Below are 21157 nucleotides of genomic sequence, written 5' to 3'. Positions count from 1 at the left end.
ATGGAAACTATAGGGCTCGAACCTATGACCCTCTGCTTGTAAGGCAGATGCTCTCCCAGCTGAGCTAAGCTTCCATTTTTGCGATTTTTTGTTTATCGCTTCAAGCGACTATTATATTATACACTAACATCGTGCGTTTGTCAAGCGATTTTTCAAAAAAAATTGAATTTGTGCAGATGCCACATTTTTATCAAGAATCCGCACAATTCTCTGCTATATTGCACAAACCGTACCTTTCAAACTCAGCTTTCGAGCCGTTGAACACGTTCAGGTCGATGCATTCTTCCTCGCCGTCGTAGCCATCGAGTCTGCCGACGCTTGACCACTGCCAGAACATCCAGTCTCTTTCGGGCTTGAAGTAGACATCCCGTATCCACACGTCGTAGCCGTCGAAATTCCCCTTGATGTAGGATTTGTAAGCCGAGCCCGTGGCGTAGATGACGGGCTTGACGCCGTAGCGGTCCTCAAGTGCCCCGAGCAGGTCGGCTATCTCGGGCACGACCTCTTCCGACGGTTTATGTTCGTCGGAGTACTCGCCGTAGAACTCCACGTCCACGACGGGCGGGAGCATCCTTTCGTAAGGCTCGACGCTTGCGATATAGTTTTCCGCCTGAGTTTTGCCCGAGCTGTCGAAGCTGAAAAAGTGGTAAGCCCCGACGCGCAGGGGAGTCCTCTGTGCCTCGGCGTAGTTGAACGCAAAGTGCGAATCGACGAAACTGCTGCCCTCGGTGGCCTTGATATACGCGAAGTCCAGTCCCTGCGAAAGTGTCGTCCAGTCGATCTCGCCCTGATAGTTCGACACATCGACGCCTCTGACGGGGTAGTCGGTCTCCGAGGGTTTATTCAGGTGGATGACCTGTTTGACGAATAGCACTGCACCGACTGCACACAATAATACTGCCGCCGCGCCGACTGTCAGAACGGTGCGGAGTTTTTGGGATTTTCTCATTGGTTTTTTCCTTTTTTCTTTTTCTTTACTTTCCTTATATATTTGTGGGTTGGTTGTTGATTATTCTTTTTGTGATTTGGTGCTTGATTGTTTCGCCTTTGGCGAAATTGGGGGTTTCACTCGAATCGCTGGCGCTCTCTCGTGAAAATAAAATCGGCAAATCGCTGTTCTTGAAAGTTTGATATGGGCTTTCATATCGTGGCTTTCGGGACGTTTTTCCGGATTTGCCGATTTTATATTTGGTCTCTTATGTTGTTTGTTTACGGGTCTGAGCGGTTTTCTTTCAGTGCCTCCGGCGGCCGGGGGGACCCTTTGAAAAGGGTCTCCCCCAGACCCCCTCCTAAACTTTTTGAGACTCTGGCGAACACGCTTCATTCCTGCGATTCGGTTATGAGAGTTTTTATCTCTTCGCTGGTGAAGGTGTACTTCTTGTCGCAGAAGTTACAGCATATCTCGGTCGTTTCGTCTTTCGCGAGCTCTTCAAGCTCTTTCTTTCCGAGGGATATCAGCATTCTCTCAGTACGCTCTCTCGAACAGTCGCAGACATAGTTGACCTCGAAATCATCCAGCACATTCGGCTCAAGTCCTTCGAGCATCTTCAGCGAAATGTCCTCGGGGGTCATTCCTGCCTCTATCATCGACGTCACCGAAGTCACGCCTGCGAGGTTCTTCTCCAGCTGTGTGATGGCTTCCTCGGGCGCGAAGGGAAGTACCTGCAACAGGAATCCCCCTGCACACTTCACGCTCAGATCTGGATTGATGAGCACGCCCAGCGCACACGCTCCCGGAGTCTGCTCACTGACCGCGAGATACTGCGTGATGTCCTCGGCGATCTCGCCCGTGTAGATCGGTATCTGTCCCGAGTACGGCTCTTTCAGACCCATGTCCTTGATGACCGTCAGCGTGCCGTCTCTGCCGACCGCGCCGCCCACATCGAGCTTGCCCTTGTCGTTGAGCGGTATCTCGACTATGGGGTTCTGGATGTACGCCTTGACGTTGCCGTAGCTGTCCGAAACGGCGATGAGCGCACCTGCGGGGCCGCCGCCGTCGAGTCTGACGGTCAGCGTGTCGGCGTCGTTTTTCAGTCCGAATCCCATCAGCGAAGCTCCCATCGCGAGCCTGCCCAGTGCCGCCGTACACACAGCCGATGATTTGTTGATTTCTTCTATCCTTGCAACGATATCAAGTCCGTCGATGGCGCTGCACACCACCGAAGCGTCCTTGGTTATCGACCTTACTATCCTGCTCATAACTTACTCCTGTATATTGATTCCGTTGTCGGAAAGTTCCTGTTCCGTCGGCACCTTGCGGCAGACGTAGACCGCGCGTTCGCTGTTCTCCGTGAGCGGCTCGTCGGTATATCCGCCGAACACGCCGAGTATCTCGAATCCTGCCTCCCGAAGCATCTCTTCTATCCGCTCAGGTGAAATGTAAATCTCGCGGAAGTCCTCCGAGTATCTGTGCCAGCTGCCGTCCTCCTCCTCGAAGAAGTCGAGCCATATATGCACCGAACTGTCCGCTTTATCGTACTCGTTCTGCCAGCCGCAGTACAGCCCGTCCAGCGAGTAGACGAAAGCGTTGTCCGCCAGCACGTCGCGGTGCTTGTGCAGGGTATTCACATCGAAGATGAACATCCCGTCGGGGAACGCAAACAGTGAAACGCACTTAAAAGCTTTAAGTGCGTCCTCTTCGTCGGGTAAATGATTCACGCTGTCCAGCGTGCAGACGGTCACGTCGATAGTGCCGTACATATCGAGACTGCGCATATCCTGCCGCAGATATTGTATGCTGAGACCGCTGTCGAACTTCTTGTCGAGAGCCGCCCCAAGCATCTCTTCCGAGCTGTCGGTGCCGATAACGTCGTATCCGAGTTTCGAAAGCTCCATGCAGAGCGAACCCGTGCCGCAGGCGGTGTCAAGCAGTATGCCCTTCCTGCCGCCGAAGCGGGTGACCCACTCATCTATCTTTGCCGCCATGCCGCGGTAGTCAACGTTCTCGGTCAGCCTGTCGTAAAAGTAAGCGAAGCTCGCGTAGCCGCTCACTTGTTCTTCTCCCTGAGTCTGTCGAACACGATGCTGTATCCGCCCGAGCCGTCATAAGCCAGCGACCTGTTGACGCGGCTGATGGTAGCTGTGGAAGCGCCCGTTTCCTGCACGATGTCGCTGTAGACGTGGTTGTCGGTCAGGAGCTTTGCCACCTGAAAACGCTGAGACAGAGCCTTCAGCTCTGGAACGGTGCAGAGATCCTTGAAGAACAGTGCGCATTCCTCGGTAGTCTCCAGCGTGAGGATAGCTTCGTAAAGCTGTTCAAGGTTTTTTATTTCGATTCTTTCTTTCATATGTATAATTCTCCCTTCGGACACTTAATATTTCAAGTGTTAAAGTGCTAAATCACCTATTGTAATTTTACCACATTCCATCCTTTAAGTAAAGTATCGGCAGAGAAACTTTACAATTTATTAACATCTGTTGGAAACGCACAGGACGAGGTCGGTATTTTACGGATTTGCATAGATGTTATATATAAATACATGAGATATTTTGAAAAAATTGGCGAATATTGATCATCCGACCTCGGGAAGTTGTTTAATGTCCAAAAGTATACCATTTGAGTTAATGAAGATTTTACATAGTGTAGTTGTTCAAGCCCTTGACAATCACTATATATTGTGTTATTATAATAATGTAATATATTTATCAGGGCATAAAGATATGCACTGATCTATATGACACACTTGCAGAATGTTGTTATAGCTTACCGCTTATGCGGCTTGCCTGTACAGGAAAGGACTGATTTGTTTGGCGATGGAATTTTTTCCTGAGTGGGAAGGCTTTACTCCCGGCAGATGGAGCAATGCTTCGGTAAATGTAGGAGACTTTATTAAAAGGAATTATACTCCTTACGACGGTGATGAGAGTTTCTTGGCACCTCCGAGTGAGAGGACAAAGAAGCTGTGGGCAAAAGTGCTTGACCTCTTCGCGCAGGAGCGTGAAAAGGGCGGCGTGCTCGATATGGATACCAAGATCATATCCACTATCACTTCTCATGAGGCGGGCTATATCGATAAAGATCTCGAGCAGATCGTGGGCTTGCAGACTGACAAGCCCTTAAAGCGCGCACTCATGCCCTTCGGCGGTATCAGAATGGCTGTTTCCGCCTGCGAGCAGAACGGCTATCATGTTGACCCCGAGGTCATCGATATCTTCACCAAGTACAGAAAAACACACAACCAGGGCGTTTTCGACGCATATACCCCCGAGATGAGGGCTGTCCGCCACGCGGGCATCATCACGGGTCTTCCCGACGCTTACGGCAGAGGACGCATCATCGGCGACTACAGACGTGTTGCACTCTACGGCGTCAAGAGACTTATCGAGGACAAGCAGGATCAGATCGACACATCCCTCGTCCGCATGACCTCGAAGAATATCAGACTGCGCGAGGAGCTGGCAGAGCAGAAGAGAGCTCTCGGTGAGCTGATCGAGCTCGGCAAGATCTACGGCTGCGACATCTCCCGTCCTGCGGCTAACGCAAAGGAAGCTGTTCAGTGGCTGTACTTCGGCTACCTCGCAGCTGTCAAGGAGCAGAACGGCGCTGCTATGTCTCTCGGACGCACCTCGACATTCCTTGATATCTATATCCAGCGCGACCTTGAGAGAGGCATCCTCACCGAGGAAGGCGCTCAGGAGCTGATCGACCACTTCATCATGAAGCTGAGAATGGTCAAGTTCGCACGTACTCCCGAGTACAATCAGCTCTTCTCGGGCGACCCCCAGTGGGTGACCGAGTCCATCGGCGGCGTGACCGTTGACGGCGAGCACATGGTAACGAAGAACAGCTTCCGTTACCTGCACACCCTTGAAAACCTCGGACCCGCTCCCGAGCCTAACCTCACCGTTCTGTGGAGCGTCAAGCTGCCTGCGGCGTTCAAGAGATACTGCGCTAAGATCTCCATCAACACCTCGTCCATCCAGTACGAGAACGACGACCTGATGAGAACCACCCACGGCGACGACTACGCTATCGCCTGCTGCGTTTCCTCCATGAGAGTCGGCAAGGAGATGCAGTTCTTCGGCGCAAGAGCGAACCTTGCAAAGTGCTTGCTCTACGCGATAAACGGCGGCGTTGACGAGAAGCTGGGACTCCAGATCGGTCCTAAGTACCGTCCTATCACCGACGAAGTGCTCGACTACGACACCGTAATGGAGCGCTACACCGACATGATGGAATGGCTCGCAGGCGTGTATGTCAACACCCTCAACGTCATCCATTTCATGCACGACAAGTACTGCTACGAGCGTATCCAGATGGCTCTGCACGACAGGGACGTAAAGAGATACTTCGCAACAGGTATCGCAGGTCTGTCGGTAGTTGCAGACTCGCTGTCCGCTATCAAGTACGCGAAGGTAAAGCCCGTTCGCCGCGACATCGAGATCAAGAACAAGAAGGGCGAGGTAGTTGATATCGCACACAATGTGGTCGTTGACTACGTTGTAGAGGGTGATTTCCCGAAGTACGGCAACAACGACGACAGAGTTGACCAGATCGCTGTCGATCTCGTTCGCACCTTCATGAACATGATAAGAAAGCACCACACCTATCGTGACGGCGTGCCGACCATGTCCATCCTGACCATCACTTCCAACGTGGTATACGGCAAGAAGACAGGTTCGACCCCCGACGGCAGAAAGATCGGCGTGCCGCTGGCACCCGGCGCTAACCCGATGCACGGAAGAGATACTCACGGTGCGGCTGCATCGCTGGCATCGGTAGCTAAGCTGCCTTTCAGACACGCACAGGACGGCATCTCGAACACCTTCTCCATCATCCCCGACGCGCTCGGCAAGGACGATAAGGTATTCATGGGCGACCTCGATATCGAGAGCATCGCAGACTCCCTCGGAGACGACGAGAGCTTATAATAAACAGCACAAACGTACCGTGTCCGCCATGGGCTGAGTGGGTCAGGCGTCACCGCGCCTGGCAGGGTATGGGGACGAAGTTCCCCGCAAAATGACCTGCCAGCAACAACGGCGAACCACAGTACTACAGAATAAATCAACAAACATGACCGAATCCCCGAAAGGGAGCGAATCAACAGAGGTGATCTGAAATGGGACTTATCCTTAAAGAAGAAAACTCGAACGGCGAGCCTGACGATCTCGTTTCGGTGATCGACAAGCTCATAGCTCAGGGAACGGGACATCTCGTTATCGACCTCGACGAGGAGAGCGACGGCATCAAGTACACCACTGTTCAGTCGAATGACTGCTGTGTGAACGGCGCGTGCGCTCAGCCCACCGAATTTCAGGACGAGGCTTTCGACGACGAGGATGACGATTGATATAACTTGAAAGGAAGATGTATCATGGCAGCAACAGATAATCAGATAGACAACCTTGTGGGACTGCTCGACGGTTACGTTGAAAAAGGCGGTCACCATCTGAACGTCAACGTGTTCGACCGCGAGACTCTGCTGGATGCACAGGCTCACCCCGAGAAGTATCCGCAGCTGACCGTCCGCGTATCGGGCTACGCTGTTAACTTCGTGAAGCTCACTAAGGAACAGCAGGACGACGTTATCTCGCGTACTTTCCATAAGTCCATCTGAGCAGCGCGACCTGCTTACAGGACATAAAACGAAAAAACATCGGCATATCCGAACCACTTCGGATATGCCGACTTTTGTTTCTGTTAGTTGTGGTCGGGAAGATAGTCTATCACCGCTTCAAGTGTGACCATCTGATAAATACCGCAAACGAAGCGTTACGCTCTCATGTACGTCTTTTTGGCAAGGGACAAGCTATCGAAGAGAAGAGCGTCTTTCTTCCTGATCTGCACAAATTCAGGTAGAAACACCCAAAAGCCAAAAAGTATTAAGGCAACACCGCACAACCACCGGCTCGCGCCTTTGCATGTCATATGCCGTATCAAGCATAAGCTTGATACACATATTATTCCGTCATATTGCCCAAATTCTCCTTGACTTGCGTCAGCAAGCCTGCGTCGAATTTAGACAATCTGACGAAAAATCTGTGGCACCAGCTTCGCTGGTGCGGCGCATCTGACGCACAATGGTCGTGCGGTATTGCCTTAAAAGTTTTAGTGAGGGGGTTTGGGGGAAGACCCTTTTTCAAAAGGGTCTCCCCCAAGAGCACCCGCAGACATCGGCAGTTTCTGCTGCATATCTTTCATGCTTTCGCTCAGCTCGGAAAAGACTGCGTCTTTGCCGCTGAGGGCGAGCTGCTTGAAGGCGTGCAAGACTGCTTTCTGCTGGACGGGCGCGAGCTTTCGTATCGCGCCGAGGATGGCGGCTGTTGTCTTGAGGTTGAACTTGCCCAGCTCGGTGAATGTCTCGAAATCGGGGGCTTCCAGCACGTCGAACACCGCCTTGACGAACATTCGGCGCGTCTCATCGTCGAGACTGCCCAGCCACGAGGACATGGTCTTGTTTATCATGCTGCCCGTTTTCGAGAGCCCGTTGGTCAGTTCGAGACTGTCGCGGACGACCGCCCACGAGTATGCCAGATGCTGCATGATGCCCTTCGCACTGCTGCGGACGATGCTATGCTCGACGTTCGCGGTGAGCAGCTGCCCGACGAGAGAACTCTCGGGGATGAAACTGCGTATCTTCGGGATGAACCGCCTGTAAGCCAGCCCGTCAGCGATCTCGCTTCGGAATCCAGGACCGTCGAAGTCGTATATCTGCTCGATGGCTGAGCCTATCTCGTAGCCGCAGTAGACAGCCGCATAGACCGCGAGATTGCCGCCCTTCGAGTGACCGCCGAGGATAAGTCCGCCGTCAAAATCGGCGAAATTATCTTTGAGATAGCGCATTGCGAGGGTCTGCGAGGGGGTCTCGCAGAGGTAGCTGAAATTGAAGTCCTCTTTCCAGCCGACTATGGTGTCGTCCGTGCCGCGGAAGGAGATGTATTTTCTGCCGTCGGGGAGATTGATGGTTATAGCCGCGAACTGAACGTTTTTCTCGGCGTCGGTGTTGTTGACAAAGCCCTCGACGGTGAGGGATGAAAAGCGTTTTTCGCTGCCGAGACGGCGGATGAGTTCGCAGTCATCTCTGAACGTGATTATGCGGAGTTTGTCGGGAACTTTATCGGGGTCGAAGAGCTCGGCAGCCCGAGCGAGGGAGACAGGCTGACCGAAGCCCGCAGGGAGAAGCCCGTCGAAAGGCACATAGCTGAGCTGAGCGAGGATAAGGGCATCAACGTCATTGAAAGGAGAAACATCGAACCCGATATCCCCCCTCCACCCGATATAGTCAAGAATACCGACCATAAGAACACCTCTTTCAAAAAAATAGCACAAACGCTAAAAAATTAAAGCTAAACAGAACCCAAACCGCTCACGCCGTAACCTCGGCCTGTTCGAGCGCCGCATCTCTGCTGTCACTTTTTTTGTACAGTATCTTCAAAACGATAGGAGTAGTCATCGAAGAAACGATTATCAGCAGGATGACCGAAGCAAAGTACTTCGCGTCAAGCATACCCTCGCTCATGCCCTTTCGCGCAACGATCAGCGCGACCTCGCCGCGTGTCATCATGCCGACACCGACTTTCAGGCTGCTGTTCAGGTCGTAGCCCATCAGCTTTGCGGTGAGTCCGCAGCCGATTATCTTCGTCAGAAGCGCCACCAGAACGAAACCGATGGAGAATACCAGCAGTTCGGCGGTGAAGCCGTCAAGGGTCGTTTTCAGACCGATGGACGCGAAGAATACGGGTCCGAAGATCATGTAGGAGTTGACATCCACCTTGCTTGCGATGTAGTCGGAATCCTTCAGATTGCACAGGATAAGTCCCGCAACATATGCGCCCGTGATGTCCGCGATGCCGAAGAATTCCTCAGCCGCAAAGGCAAGGAACATACACAGCGCAAGCCCGAGGATGGGTATGCGGCGCTTGTGGGGATAACGCTTGTCGATCTTCTTGAATATGAAGTAGGTGAGAAATCCCACGCCGAAACTGAACACGATGAACAGCAGCGTGCGCACTACAACGTCAAGGGGCTTTGTCTCGGGGTTCTTGAAGCCGATGACGAAGGTCAGGACTATGATGCCGATAACATCGTCGATTATCGCACTCGACATTATGAGCGTTCCTATCTCGCCTTTGAGTTTGCCCAGCTCTTTCAGCGTCTGCACCGTGATGCCCACCGATGTCGCCGTCATTATCGTGCCGATGAACACCGCCCGTAAAAAATGCTCCGAACCTATCTTGTCAAAGCCGTAGAACGCGCTGTACAGCAAAGTTCCGCCGATGAGCGGCACGAATACGCCGATGCAGGCTATCACGAGGGCTTTTACGCCCGTTTTCAGCAGGTCTTTTATGTTCGTTTCAAGTCCCGCGCCGAACATCAGCATGACTACGCCTATCTCGGCGAGCAGCGAAAGATAGTCCGAGTCGCCAACCAGCTTGAAACAGCAGGGTCCTATCAGAAGTCCCGCGATTATCTCGCCCACAACCTGCGGCGCTTTCAGCTTCTGCGCCAGCAGTCCGAACACTTTGGCTGAAACGATTATCACAGCCAGGTCCCTGAAAAATGCAATTCTGTCCATTTTAAATATATCACTCTCTTTCCATCATACTATTATATCACGTTGAGAGTGCAAGTTCAAGGCGCAATATGGCGGTTTTTATCGGATTTCCACATGAGATTTTGTGGCTTTTTGCCCCTGCGACGGGGTTGTCATATTTGTCCCGTGCTCCGCATATGTTAAATCAAGCGCAGGCGATCTTCACTGCGGAAAAAACATATTTTGGAGGAACAGCTATGGAGCTTAAACTTGAAAGGGTGCAGGCGGCGGCGTCCGCGAGAGTGCTCGACACCGAAGTCGCCCAGGCGGCTGAGCACGACTTCTACCTGCCCGATTACTGCCCCGATATTTTTCGGGTGCTGAGATGCAGCATGACCCCGGGAGTTGTCTCAACGGCGATAAACGGCGGCAGACTCAGCTTTGACCTGAGCGTGGTGATACGCGTCATCTACCGCAGTCCCGAGGGCGGCGGAGTTTACTGCGTCGAGCATACGCAGGAGTACACCAAGACCGTTGAGCTTCCGCCCGACACCGTTTCGCCGTCGGTAACGGTCACCCCCTGCGTGCAGAGCGTCAACTGCCGCGTCGCCGACAAACGCAGGCTCGAAGTCCGCGGAAGCATCTCGTGCAGGGTCTGCGCCGACGGGGAACAGACCGTGACTCTCCTGACGGGAGCTTCGGGCGGTGGCATACAGCTTCGCCGTGAGCAGGCGGTCTACCCCTCGAAAAGACTGACCGCCGCAAAGCGCATCACCGTCATCGAGGAGCTTGAACTCGCTCAGGGCAAACCGCCATTCGGGAACGTGATGAGGTGCGGCGTCGCCATCGAGAAGGGGGAGCAGAGGGTCATCTCGGGCAAGCTGGTGGCGGGCGGCGAAGCGAGGGTGAACCTGCTTTACCTGCCGAAGGACGGCGGTAGCCCCGAGACCATGCGCTTCGCGATACCCTTCTCGCAGATAATCGACATCGAGGGGCTTGAGGACAGCTTCGATACCGATGTGAGCATCACCGCCGCCAAGTGCGTCATCACGCAGGGGAGCGACGGCCTGCTGGAGTGCGAACTGGTCATGCTGGTGAACGTCACAGCTCAGCGCTTCGAGACGGCGGAGCTTGTGACCGACGCCTACTCCACAAGGTGCGAAACGGTCTGCACCCGTGCGGAAAACGCCGTCATCTCGCCGCCCGAGAGAGCCTCGGTCTCCTGCACTGCCGCCTGCGTGCTGACCTCCTCCGAGGGTGAAGCGGCGAGGGTCTGCGACCTGTGGTGCGAGGACGTGACGAGCTATTTCAGGCGCGACGAGGAGAGCGGCAAAGGCTTCATCTGCGGCAAGCTGACCTTCTGTATGCTGGCGTTCCTTTCGGACGGCACGGCGGTCTGCGCAGAGCGTGAAGCGCCCTTCGAGCAGGAGATAACGGGCATACAGTACATCCCCGACACCGTCCGCGTTACCGCCCGTGTGACGGGCTGTTCCTACTCGCTGGGCGAGGGCGGAGCGGTCTCGGCAAAGGCGGAGCTGGAGCTTTCAGCAGTTGTGAGCCGTTCGGTGGGCGAGGGTCTCATCACCGACATCACCGCCGACGAGAGCCGCCCAAGACAGTGCGACAAGGGCTGTGCGGTGAGGATTTGCTACACGGGCGGCGAGGACGAGAGCCTTTGGGAGATAGCGAAGCGCTACTCGACAGGCGTACAGCCGCTCATTGACGAGAACCCCGTTTCAGGCGGCGGCAGACGAGTTCTGCTGATACCGATGAATGACCGATAAGGAGAAGCATCTATGACAGATATTTACAGCGACATCGCCGCAAGAACGGGCGGCGACATATACATCGGCGTGGTAGGCCCCGTCAGGACGGGCAAATCCACCTTCATAAAGCAGTTCATGGAACAGCTTGTGATACCGAACATCGACAGCGACTACAGGCGTGAGCGCGCGTCTGACGAACTCCCCCAGTCGGCGGCAGGCAGGACGATAATGACCACCGAGCCGAAATTCATCCCCGAGGAAGCGGTCACCGTCAACGTGGGTACGGCGAGCTTCAGGCTGAGGATGATCGACTGCGTGGGCTACGTCATCCCAAGTGCCCAGGGCTACATCGAGGACAGCGCACCACGCATGGTCATGACCCCGTGGTTCGACGCGGAAGTGCCCTTCAACATGGCGGCAGAGGTGGGGACCCGCAAGGTCATCACCGAGCATTCGACGGTGGGGCTGGTGATAACCACCGACGGCAGTATCAGCGACCTCCCACGCGAGGAATACGCCGAGTGCGAGGAGCGTGTCATCAGCGAGCTTCGCGAGACTGGCAAGCCCTTTGCGGTGCTTCTCAACTGCCTCGAACCCCACAGCCCGTCCTCCAAAGCCCTCGCCAAGCGGCTGAGCAGTCAGTACGGTGTCAACGTCCTGCCCATAAGCTGTGCCGACCTCAGCGGCGAGGACATCGAGCGCATCCTCACCGAACTCCTGTACGCCTTCCCCGTGACCGAGATAGCCGTCAACGCGCCGAGCTGGATAAACTCCCTCGACCGCGGGCACTGGCTTCGTTCGGCGTTCTACGAGAGCATCCGTGCGGCGGCGGAGAAGGTCACGACCCTGCGCGACCTGCCCGAATTCGTGCGTGTGCTGTCCGAGTGCGAACACATCACTTCGGCATCGGTGACGTCCGCCGAGCTTTCGAGCGGAAAAGCCGAGGTCGCGGCAGTCCTTGAGAGCAGTCTCTTTATCCGCATCATCGGCGAAGCGGCAGGCATCCCCCTCGAAAACGAGAGCGAGCTGATACCCAAGATAACCGAGCTGGTGAAGATACGCGAGAAATACTCTCGGCTGGCAGGTGCGCTCGAAGAAGCCGAGCGCACGGGCTACGGCATCGTCATGCCCTCGGCAGGGGAGCTGACCCTCGAAGAGCCCGAGATAATCAAGCAGGGCGGCAAGTACGGCATCCGTCTGCGTGCCACTGCGCCTTCCATCCACCTGATGAAGACCCAGATACAGACCGAAGTGGCGCCGATAGTCGGTTCGGAGAAGCAGTCGGAAGAGCTGGTGATGTCGCTGATGAGCGATTTCGACGACGCTCCCGAGCGCATCTGGGAGTCGAATATCTTCGGCAAGAGCCTGCACGAGCTGGTCACCGAGGGTCTGAACGCGAAGCTCGGCAAACTCCCGCCCGAAGCCCGCCGCCGCCTCTGCGAGACCCTCGCAAGAATGATAAACGAGGGCTGCTCTGGGCTCATCTGCCTTATACTGTGATCTTATCGGACACCTCCGCCGCAGGAACGGAGGTGTCTTTCTGCGCTCCCAAGCCCGCCCGCCTCCTCGGAACAGCAGGATCCGTTTTTATCCCCCCGCAGATAATTGTTTAAAATTTTTTTATTTACATCGCCCCCCAGTTTGTGGTATAATAAACTTTGATTGCAGACTTCCGGAAAAACTTTTTGTTTTGCTGTCGGTGGGTTTATCGGAGTGAGAACCTCCGCCTTAGCTACGCACGGCTTGAAGAAAGGATCTCACCCCGCCCCCCTTTTTTCAAAGACTTTTAATATGTTGGCAGTTGGTTGTGGTCGGAAAGATAGACTATCACCATTTCAAGAGAGACCTCCTGATAAATACCGCAGATGAAGTGTAAACCACCATTGAACGTCTTTTTGGCAAGGTGCGTGCTGTCAAGGGAGAGAACTCAAAAATTCCCGACCTGCACAAATCAAGGAAGAACAACTAAAAAGCCAAAAAGTATAAAAAGTTTTAGTGAGGGGGTTTGGGGGAATACCCTTTTTCAAAAGGGTCTCCCCCAAGAAATACCCGCAGACAGCAGCACACACAGCGGCACGCGACCGGATAGGGAGTAAGAAAAAACGGAGTGAAATAAATGTCAAAGAAAAAACAGGAATACGACAACGAATCGATAGAGCTTCTTGAGGGCGCGGACAGAGTCCGCAAGCGTCCTGCCGTCATATTCGGTTCGGACGGTCCCGACGGATGCAGGCACTCGGTATTCGAGATACTTTCAAACTCGATAGACGAGGCGAGAAGCGGAAACGGAAACAAGATAATCCTCACGAAATTCAAGGACGACAGCTACCAGGTTGAGGACTTCGGACGCGGCTGTCCCGTTGACTTCAACCAGGCTCAGCAGAGATACAACTGGGAGCTGGTCTACTGCGAGCTTTACGCAGGCGGCAAGTATCACAACAACGACTCTTCGAGCTACGAATTCTCGCTCGGTCTGAACGGTCTCGGCGCGTGCGCTACACAGTACGCCAGTGAATATATGGACGTCACAGTTTACAGAGACGGCTTTCAGTACGACCTGCACTTCGAGAAGGGCGAGAACGTCGGCGGCCTGAAAAAGAAGGAATTCAAGGGCAAGCGCACAGGTACTGTTCAGCGCTGGAAGCCCGACCTTGAGGTCTTCACCGAGATAAAGATCGACACCGAGTATTTCGTGGATATGCTCAAGAAGCAGGCAGTCGTCAACCCGAATGTCGAGTTCGTGCTCCGCGAGGAGAAGGCTGACGGCACTTTTGAAGAACAGAGCTTCCTCTACGAGAACGGCATCTCCGACTACGTTACCGAGCTTGTGGGGGACAAGGGTCTCACCAGCGTTCAGTACTACACGGGCGAGCGCATCGGACGCGACAGAGCGGACATGGAAGACTACAGAGTTAAGCTGGGTGTGGCGTTCGCATTCTCGAACTACGTGCAGATAACCGAGTATTTCCACAACTCCAGCTTCCTCGAACACGGCGGTTCTCCCGACGACGCCGTAAAGCTCGCCTTCACCTACATGATAAACAAGTGGATAAAGGACAACAACAAGTACACAAAGAACGAAAAGCCCATCAGCTTTACCGATATAGCCGACTGTCTCGTGCTGGTATCTTCGAGCTTTTCGACGGTGACGAGCTACGCTAACCAGACCAAGAAGGCTATCTCCAACAAGTTCATCAAGGACTGCATGAACGAGTTCCTGCGCGAACAGCTGGAGGTATACTTCATCGAGAAGCCCGACGAGGCGGCGAAGCTCTGCGAGCAGGTGCTCATCAACAAGCGCAGCCGTGAGAAGGCTGAATCGAGCAGACTCAACATCAAGAACGCACTCACCCAGAAGATGGATCTTGCAAATCAGGTGGCGAAGTTCAACGACTGCCGCAGCAAGGACGTTTCCATCCGCGAGCTGTATATCGTGGAGGGTGATTCGGCGCTGGGTTCGGTAAAGATGGCGCGTGACTCCGAGTTTCAGGCGGTCATCCCGATACGCGGCAAGATACTCAACTGCCTTAAAGCCGACTACGCGCGCATTTTCAAGAGCGAGATCATCACCGACCTCATCAAGGTGCTGGGCTGCGGCGTGGAAGTGCAGACCAAGTCCAACAAGGAGATATCCAACTTCAACCTCGCGGGACTGCGCTGGAACAAGATCATCATCTGTACCGATGCTGACTACGACGGCTTCCAGATACGCACACTGGTGCTGACCATGATATACCGTCTCTGCCCGACGCTTATCGACAAGGGCTACGTGTATATCGCGGAGTCGCCGCTGTTCGAGATAACTGTCAAGGAAAAGGGCGGCAAGGAAAAGACCTACTTCGCATACGATGAGTCCGAAAAAGCGGACATCTTGAAGAAGATAGGCGACAAGAAGTACACCCTTCAGCGCTCGAAAGGACTTGGTGAGAACGAGCCCGAGATGATGAGCCTTACCACCATGAACCCCTCGACCCGCCGCCTTATCAAGGTCAACCCCACCGACGCAGACCGCACGGCACAGATGTTCGATATGCTCCTCGGCGACGACCTTCAGGCACGTAAAGACCACATCAGCGAGTTCGGTCACGACTACCTCGAAATGGCGGACATCTCGTAAACAGATGATAGTTGAGAGATAAGAGAAAATGTGTCCGTTTTGCGGACTTCGCAGACGAAACCTTATCTCTTATCTGAAACGGTGGTATTGTATGGAGAATGTTTTTATTGTTATACTGCTTATCGGGGCGGGGGCGGCGATAGGGTTTTCGCTGCTTGCGACCGTGAAGCTGTTTGCGGCATTCGGTTCGGACGAGACTAACGACGAACGGATCGCAAGACTGAAAAAATACAAAAAGAGAATGATAATTTCCTACGCGGCGGCGGCAGTCATGATAACTGCGGCGGCTCTTATAAAACTGCATTAAAGGGAAGGTAAAAAATGGCAAAGAAACCAAGCGGTAAAGAACCTAAAATAGATCTGTCAAAGCTGCCCGATGCGTATATCGCAGGCGCAGGCACGGTGGTCGAGGAGTCGATCACCGACACCCTCGAAAAGAACTATATGCCCTACGCCATGAGCGTTATCGTGTCGAGAGCGTTCCCCGAGATAGACGGCTTCAAGCCCTCTCACAGAAAGATACTCTACACCATGTACAAGATGGGTCTGCTGACGGGTGCGAGGACGAAGAGCGCGAACATCGTCGGTCAGACCATGAAGCTCAATCCTCACGGCGACCAGGCTATCTATGAGACCATGGTGCGTCTCGCACGGGGAAACGAGACCCTGCTCCACCCCTACGTGGACAGCAAGGGTAACTTCGGCAAGGCGTACTCCCGCGATATGTCCTACGCGGCTTCGCGATACACCGAGGCAAAGCTCGCCCCCATCTGCGCCGAGCTGTTCGGCGACATCGACAAGGATACCGTCGATTTCGTGCCGAACTACGACAACGAGATGCTGGAGCCGACCCTTCTGCCTGCGGCGTTCCCATCGATACTCGTCAACGCGAACGTGGGTATCGGCGTTTCGATGGCTTCGTCTGTCTGCTCCTTCAATCTTTCCGAGATTTGTGAGACGACCATCGCGCTGATGAAGAACCCCGAGCACAACGCCCTTGAAACGCTCAAAGGCCCCGACTTTTCGGGCGGCGGTCTGATGCTCTACGACGAGGACGTGCTGAATGACGTTTACCGCACGGGACGCGGCTCGATAAAGCTCCGCGCAAAGTACGAGTACGACAAGAAGCAGAACTCCCTCATCATTACCGAGATACCTGCCACCACCACCGTCGAAGCCATCATCGAGAAGATGATAGCGCAGGTCAAGGCAGGCAAGCTCCGTGAGGTCAGCTACGTCCGCGACGACACCGACCTGAACGGTCTGACCATCACCATCGACCTCAAAAAAGGCACCGACCCCGAGAAGGTCATGCAGAAGCTGTACCGCCTGACACCCCTTGAGGACAGCTATTCCTGCAACTTCAATATACTCGTACACGGCTACCCGAAGGTTATGGGTGTGTACGAAATTCTGGACGAATGGATAAAATTCCGCGTTGACTGCGTGAGAAGGCGCACCAACTTCGACCTGAACAAGAAGCGAGAAAAGCTCCACCTGCTCGAAGGTCTCGAAAAGATACTGCTTGACATCGACAAGGCGGTGAAGATAGTCCGCGAGACCGAGGAGGAAGCCGACGTCGTTCCGAACCTGATGATAGGCTTCGGCATCGACGAGGTGCAGGCTGAGTACGTGGCAGAGATAAAGCTCCGCCACCTCAACCGCGAGTACATCCTGAAGCGCACCAAGGACATTGAGGAGCTGAAAGCCGACATCGCTGCCCTTGAAGAGATAGCAGGCTCGGACAAGAAGATAAAAGCCGTCATCGCAAAGGAGCTCCGCGACATCGTGAAGAAGTACGGTCAGGAGCGCAGGACGCAGTTCTACTACGCATCCGACGTGGTGGAGGTCGATGAGGAGGATGACATCCCCGACTTCACCTGCACGCTGTTCATGACCGAGAGCGGCTACTTCAAGAAGATACTTCCCAACAGCCTGCGAATGGCGAGCGACCATAAGCTGAAAGACGGCGACGTGATAACGCAGGAGATAGAGACCAACAACCGTTCGGAGCTGCTGTTCTTCACCACGGGCGGCAACTGCTACAAGACCCGCGTTTCGGCGTTCTCGGAGACGAAAGCCAGCGCGATGGGCGACTACATCCCCGCGAAGCTCAGCTTCGACGAGGGGGAGACTGTGGCGGCGATGGTCAACACCACCGACTATTCGGGCTTCATGATATTCGTGTACGCGGGCGGCAAGGTGGCGAAGGTGCCGCTGTCGGCATACGAGACCAAGACCAACCGCAAGAAGCTGACGGGTGCGCTGAGCCTGAAAGACAGACTCGTGGCGGCGATATTCGTTGCGGACAATGCGGAGATAATGCTGCGCTCTTCCAACAACCGTGCGCTGATATTCGACACGGCGCTGCTGCTGCCTAAGACCACCAAGACCACCATAGGCGTTTCGGTAATGTCGCTGAAGGGCAAGGCAGAGCTCGTTTCGGCTTCAGTCATAACGGCAGAGACCGCGGAAGCGCTGAAAAAGTACCGCTGCAAGACGATACCTTCGACAGGTTCGCCTGCAAAAGACCTTCCCGACCCAGACCAGATAATGCTGTAATGAACAGGGAAGTTCAGCCGCGAAAAGAATAAAATCGGGCACTTTTGTCTGACTTCTGACAGAAGTGCCTTTTTTCCGCCTGCGGCAGGTTAGGTATCATTCGGCATCTGCGCCGAGAATGTCGGCGGCGGAGCGTTCGGGGGTGCGCTCGAACCTGCCCATCAGACGCAGACAGCTCCTGTCGTTATTGCGGAGAACGTTCATGCGCTCGCGGCAGCTCAGTGTGACCGTATAGCCCATCTCTGCGGTCAGCTGTTCGGTCTCCTCGTTACCGAAGCCGTAGGGATAGACCAGTACTTTGCACCCTTTGCAGCCGCACTCCGCGAACAGTTTCTGCTCTTTGTGCAGGTCGCCCCACAGCGTCCGCCTGTAGTCGGTGAAGCTCTCGCCCTCTTTGCGTAGCATACCCTGCCTTTCGCCGAGATCGTGCATAGACCAGCTGTGAGACGCGAGCTCGCACCTGCCGCTCTGGATGAGCGTGCGGAGGTTCTCGGGCTTCATGTACGACCAGACCTCGCTGGGGGCGGTCTCTTCCGCCGAGTTGATGCACCATTCGCCCACGGGCGCGAATGTCCCTTTCATGCCGTACTTTTCCAGCAGGGGCAGCACGATGGAGAAGCTGTTGTAGCATCCGTCGTCAAAGGTCAGTATCACGGGTTTTTCGGGCAGGGGAGCCCCCTCGCTCACGAACCCTTCCGCGTCCGAACAGAACACGGTGGTGTAGCCGTTCTCGCCGAGCCACATCAGGTCGGCTTCAAGCGCCGACTCGCTGATGACGTACTCACCCGTTTCACACCCGTCCCTCACGACGCTGTGGTACATGAGGACGGGCAATTCCTTACCGTCAACGCACTTTTTCCCCTCGTCCGCCGACGAGAACAGCGTTATCAGCATCACCGCTCCTGCGGTCAGACCCATCGCCATCGCAAGACAAACGCTCCCCGAAAGCCGAAATACACCGAACATTTCCAGTTCTCCTTCCAGTATGTGGCAATAATATGTGAAAAATACTTGCAAATTGCAAAAAAAATTAAAAATGCTCTTGCATTTATTGTTAAAAACTGATATAATATATATTGGGAGATGAAAAAATTTATGCCTTGATCGGAGGAATAAATATGAAAACTATCAAACTGAAGATATCAATAGCGATGCTCGGGCTCGTTATCGTCATCATGGCGGCGATGGTGGTCATTTTCGGTTGGGTCTTACAGAAGTCCTCGACCTCTGCCATTGAAAATACCGTCGAGACTCAGGCAAAACAGTCCGCGACTAACTTTGACTGCTTCGTGCGTGAGTCGGTGCATGACTTCGTCTACGTGGTCGAGACTCATGAGTTCCACTCCGCCGAAAACGACGCGAAGATGGTAGACCTGCTCTCGGATAAGCTGTCCGACAACCCTTACATGGTGAGTTTCGCGATATTCAACGCGAATGGCTCCCTTTCCGCTCAGGTCAACAGCATCTGCTCCACTTTCATCACGACTGATGACATAAACATCGCGCTCAACAGGCGTGATACCTACCTTACTCCGATAAAGACCGACGGTGGCTACAGCTGTTTCTGTGCCGTGACCCCCATCATTGAGGATGACAAGATCGACAAGTTCGCAGTCACCGCGATAGATGCTAAGCTCATAAACAATAAGCTCACCTCGCTTCTCGGTTCCGACGGCGTTGAGATAATGGTCGTTGACAGATCGGGCGAGGTCATTTTCCATACGGGCGGTCAGGCGACAGGCAGGAACATCATCAACGTTGCAAAGTCCGATAAGGATTATGAGCAGTTTGCCGATGCTGTTTCTACGGGCATCAACTGCGCATCGGGCAATACCGACTATAAGTTCAACGGACAGAACTATATTACGGGATTCAGCAGCGTTTCCTACTTTGAAGGCACGCTTTTTGCTTACGCAGTAAATGATGGTATCGCTTCGATGCTGTCGTTTACCTCGCTCAGGATCATCGTGCTTCTGATAGTTCTCCTCGCACTCATCACCATTGCTTTCGCACTGGTGTTCTCCAACAAGATCTCCAAGCCCATCATCTCGACTACCGACCGTCTGCGCAGACTCTCAAACGGCGATATCTCCACGAGGGTAGACGTCTGGTACTCTCATGACGAGCTCGGCATACTCTCCAACTCCCTTGAGGAGACGGTGGTCAACCTGCGTCAGTACATCAACCTCATTCAGGTAGCGCTCCAGCAGATAGCCGAGGGCAATCTCACTCACCGCATGGAAGGCAACTTCAAGGGCGACTTCCTCCGCATCAAGTCCACGTTCAACGAGATATTCGAGAAGCTGACCGTTACCTTCGACTCGATAAATCATTCGGCGGAACAGGTGACAAACGGCGCGATACAGGTATCGAACTCCGCTCAGGCTCTCAGTCAGGGCGCGACCGAACAGGCAAGCGCTATCGAAGAGCTGTCCGCGACCCTTTCGGGCGTATCCGATCAGGTAGTTCAGAACTCCCAGAACGCCAAGGACGCTTTCGAGATCGTAAGCGAGAACACTTCCGCGATCGCGGGCTGCAACGACGATATGACCAAGATGCTTGAGGCTATGGAGCTTATCGACCATACCTCCGACGAGATCGCGAGCATACTGAAGGTCATCGACGACATCAGCTTCCAGACCAACATCCTCGCACTCAACGCCGCTGTCGAGGCAGCGCGTGAGGGCTCGAAGGGATTCGGCGTCGTGGCGGATGAAGTACGTCAGCTGGCGTCCCGTTCGGCTGAGGCTGCAAAGCAGACCGCCGCACTCATCAGACGCTCCACCGACGCTGTGGATCAGGGTCAGCAGATAGCCAAGGAGACCGCACGGTCGCTAGGCGACATCGTGGAAAGCTCCGAGAAGATCAGAAAACTTGTCAAGAATATCGCACGCGCTTCCAGCGAACAGAGCGATTCGATACAGCAGATAAACATGGGCGTAGACCAGATAAGCGCGGTAGTCGCATCGAATACCGCGACGGCTGTCGGCTCGGCATCCGCGTCTGAGGAGCTCAGCGGTCAGTCGCTGATCCTCAAGAACATGATCGCACGCTTCAAGCTCGACGGAAACAGCACTCCTCATATCAAGCACGTAAACGAAGACGAACCTTTCGACGACGGTTACCGTGAACCCGAGGACGATGATGACGACGAGGATATCGTAATCAATATCGATGATGTGGATGATATTTCCGACATCGACATTGACGATGATGACGATAAGTACTAAGGAGGT

General features: G+C 54.2%; 16 protein-coding genes and 1 tRNA gene. 9 read left to right on the top strand and 8 right to left on the bottom strand.

What is annotated here, in order from left to right; translation table 11 throughout:
• Position 1: 1 nt before the first annotated feature.
• The 5 genes from BT142_RS06495 to BT142_RS06475 form a co-directional block, all read right to left on the bottom strand.
• A tRNA-Val gene (locus BT142_RS06495) sits at positions 2-74 on the bottom strand.
• A 116-nt stretch (positions 75-190) separates the two neighbouring features.
• A complete protein-coding gene (locus BT142_RS06490) occupies positions 191-949 on the bottom strand; it encodes a GH25 family lysozyme (RefSeq protein ID WP_072417400.1) in 759 nt (252 codons plus the stop codon).
• Between the two features lie 371 nt (positions 950-1320).
• A complete protein-coding gene (hslO, locus tag BT142_RS06485) occupies positions 1321-2199 on the bottom strand; it encodes an Hsp33 family molecular chaperone HslO (RefSeq protein ID WP_072417399.1) in 879 nt (292 codons plus the stop codon).
• Between the two features lie 3 nt (positions 2200-2202).
• The gene (locus BT142_RS06480; RefSeq protein ID WP_072417398.1) at positions 2203-2991 is read right to left on the bottom strand and encodes a class I SAM-dependent DNA methyltransferase; all 789 of its coding nucleotides are present in this window, start codon (positions 2989-2991) and stop codon (positions 2203-2205) included.
• Entirely contained in the window at positions 2988-3287 is a 300-nt protein-coding gene (locus tag BT142_RS06475; RefSeq protein WP_072417397.1) for a YerC/YecD family TrpR-related protein, read from the bottom strand. The genes BT142_RS06480 and BT142_RS06475 overlap by 4 nt, the downstream gene beginning before the upstream one ends.
• Positions 3288-3753: 466 nt before the next feature.
• On the opposite strand from BT142_RS06475, the gene pflB reads away from it, so the two are divergent.
• From pflB to grcA3, 3 genes are all read left to right on the top strand, one after another.
• Complete coding sequence (gene pflB / locus BT142_RS06470) at positions 3754-5871, top strand: formate C-acetyltransferase (RefSeq protein ID WP_072417396.1); 2118 nt, start codon at positions 3754-3756, stop codon at positions 5869-5871.
• 191 nt (positions 5872-6062) lie between these two features.
• Positions 6063-6293 carry a hypothetical protein gene (locus tag BT142_RS06465; RefSeq protein WP_072417395.1) on the top strand — a complete coding sequence of 77 codons (231 nt, stop codon included), beginning with the start codon at positions 6063-6065 and terminating at the stop codon, positions 6291-6293.
• Between the two features lie 24 nt (positions 6294-6317).
• Entirely contained in the window at positions 6318-6560 is a 243-nt protein-coding gene (grcA3, locus tag BT142_RS06460) for an autonomous glycyl radical cofactor GrcA3 (RefSeq protein WP_072417394.1), read from the top strand.
• Between the two features lie 491 nt (positions 6561-7051).
• Here grcA3 and BT142_RS06455 read toward each other — a convergent pair whose 3' ends face one another.
• Together BT142_RS06455 and BT142_RS06450 are read right to left on the bottom strand one after the other, a co-directional pair.
• Entirely contained in the window at positions 7052-8242 is a 1191-nt protein-coding gene (locus BT142_RS06455) for an Mbeg1-like protein (RefSeq protein WP_072417393.1), read from the bottom strand.
• A gap of 67 nt (positions 8243-8309) precedes the next feature.
• A complete protein-coding gene (locus tag BT142_RS06450; RefSeq protein ID WP_072417392.1) occupies positions 8310-9518 on the bottom strand; it encodes a cation:proton antiporter in 1209 nt (402 codons plus the stop codon).
• A gap of 215 nt (positions 9519-9733) precedes the next feature.
• Here BT142_RS06450 and BT142_RS06445 point away from each other — a divergent pair, with 215 nt between their 5' ends.
• From BT142_RS06445 to BT142_RS06425, 5 genes are all read left to right on the top strand, one after another.
• Positions 9734-11260: a DUF3794 domain-containing protein gene (locus BT142_RS06445; protein WP_072417391.1), complete on the top strand. Its 1527-nt coding sequence runs from the start codon at positions 9734-9736 to the stop codon at positions 11258-11260.
• A 12-nt stretch (positions 11261-11272) separates the two neighbouring features.
• Positions 11273-12742, top strand: coding sequence for a stage IV sporulation protein A (spoIVA, locus tag BT142_RS06440; protein WP_072417390.1), 1470 nt, complete (start codon positions 11273-11275; stop codon positions 12740-12742).
• 616 nt (positions 12743-13358) lie between these two features.
• Positions 13359-15359: a toprim domain-containing protein gene (locus BT142_RS06435; protein WP_072417389.1), complete on the top strand. Its 2001-nt coding sequence runs from the start codon at positions 13359-13361 to the stop codon at positions 15357-15359.
• Between the two features lie 91 nt (positions 15360-15450).
• Positions 15451-15666, top strand: coding sequence for a hypothetical protein (locus BT142_RS06430; RefSeq protein ID WP_072417388.1), 216 nt, complete (start codon positions 15451-15453; stop codon positions 15664-15666).
• Positions 15667-15680: 14 nt separating this feature from the next.
• Positions 15681-17921, top strand: a complete 2241-nt coding sequence (locus BT142_RS06425; protein ID WP_072417387.1) for a DNA gyrase/topoisomerase IV subunit A — start codon at positions 15681-15683, stop codon at positions 17919-17921.
• A 96-nt stretch (positions 17922-18017) separates the two neighbouring features.
• On the opposite strand, the gene BT142_RS06420 is transcribed toward BT142_RS06425, so the two are convergent.
• On the bottom strand, positions 18018-18887 hold the full coding sequence (locus BT142_RS06420) for a polysaccharide deacetylase family protein (RefSeq protein WP_072417386.1): 870 nt from the start codon (positions 18885-18887) through the stop codon (positions 18018-18020).
• Between the two features lie 152 nt (positions 18888-19039).
• Here BT142_RS06420 and BT142_RS06415 point away from each other — a divergent pair, with 152 nt between their 5' ends.
• A complete protein-coding gene (locus tag BT142_RS06415) occupies positions 19040-21151 on the top strand; it encodes a methyl-accepting chemotaxis protein (protein ID WP_072417385.1) in 2112 nt (703 codons plus the stop codon).
• Positions 21152-21157: the final 6 nt, after the last annotated feature.

Origin of the sequence: Ruminococcus sp. YE71, from assembly GCF_900119155.1 — a bacterium.
In the GTDB taxonomy this organism is placed as follows: domain Bacteria; phylum Bacillota; class Clostridia; order Oscillospirales; family Ruminococcaceae; genus YE71.
This window is presented reverse-complemented; position numbering and strand designations above follow the sequence as displayed.

Excerpts from the sequence above, each read along its gene's own strand:
- BT142_RS06435 (WP_072417389.1), top strand. The coding sequence starts at position 13,359 with ATGTCAAAGAAAAAACAGGAATACGACAACGAATCGATAGAGCTTCTT.
- BT142_RS06455 (WP_072417393.1), bottom strand. The coding sequence starts at position 8,242 with ATGGTCGGTATTCTTGACTATATCGGGTGGAGGGGGGATATCGGGTTC.
- BT142_RS06450 (WP_072417392.1), bottom strand. The coding sequence starts at position 9,518 with ATGGACAGAATTGCATTTTTCAGGGACCTGGCTGTGATAATCGTTTCA.
- hslO (WP_072417399.1), bottom strand. The coding sequence starts at position 2,199 with ATGAGCAGGATAGTAAGGTCGATAACCAAGGACGCTTCGGTGGTGTGC.
- spoIVA (WP_072417390.1), top strand. The coding sequence starts at position 11,273 with ATGACAGATATTTACAGCGACATCGCCGCAAGAACGGGCGGCGACATA.
- BT142_RS06490 (WP_072417400.1), bottom strand. The coding sequence starts at position 949 with ATGAGAAAATCCCAAAAACTCCGCACCGTTCTGACAGTCGGCGCGGCG.
- pflB (WP_072417396.1), top strand. The coding sequence starts at position 3,754 with ATGGAATTTTTTCCTGAGTGGGAAGGCTTTACTCCCGGCAGATGGAGC.
- BT142_RS06425 (WP_072417387.1), top strand. The coding sequence starts at position 15,681 with ATGGCAAAGAAACCAAGCGGTAAAGAACCTAAAATAGATCTGTCAAAG.
- BT142_RS06415 (WP_072417385.1), top strand. The coding sequence starts at position 19,040 with ATGAAAACTATCAAACTGAAGATATCAATAGCGATGCTCGGGCTCGTT.
- BT142_RS06465 (WP_072417395.1), top strand. The coding sequence starts at position 6,063 with ATGGGACTTATCCTTAAAGAAGAAAACTCGAACGGCGAGCCTGACGAT.
- BT142_RS06430 (WP_072417388.1), top strand. The coding sequence starts at position 15,451 with ATGGAGAATGTTTTTATTGTTATACTGCTTATCGGGGCGGGGGCGGCG.
- grcA3 (WP_072417394.1), top strand. The coding sequence starts at position 6,318 with ATGGCAGCAACAGATAATCAGATAGACAACCTTGTGGGACTGCTCGAC.
- BT142_RS06475 (WP_072417397.1), bottom strand. The coding sequence starts at position 3,287 with ATGAAAGAAAGAATCGAAATAAAAAACCTTGAACAGCTTTACGAAGCT.
- BT142_RS06445 (WP_072417391.1), top strand. The coding sequence starts at position 9,734 with ATGGAGCTTAAACTTGAAAGGGTGCAGGCGGCGGCGTCCGCGAGAGTG.
- BT142_RS06420 (WP_072417386.1), bottom strand. The coding sequence starts at position 18,887 with ATGTTCGGTGTATTTCGGCTTTCGGGGAGCGTTTGTCTTGCGATGGCG.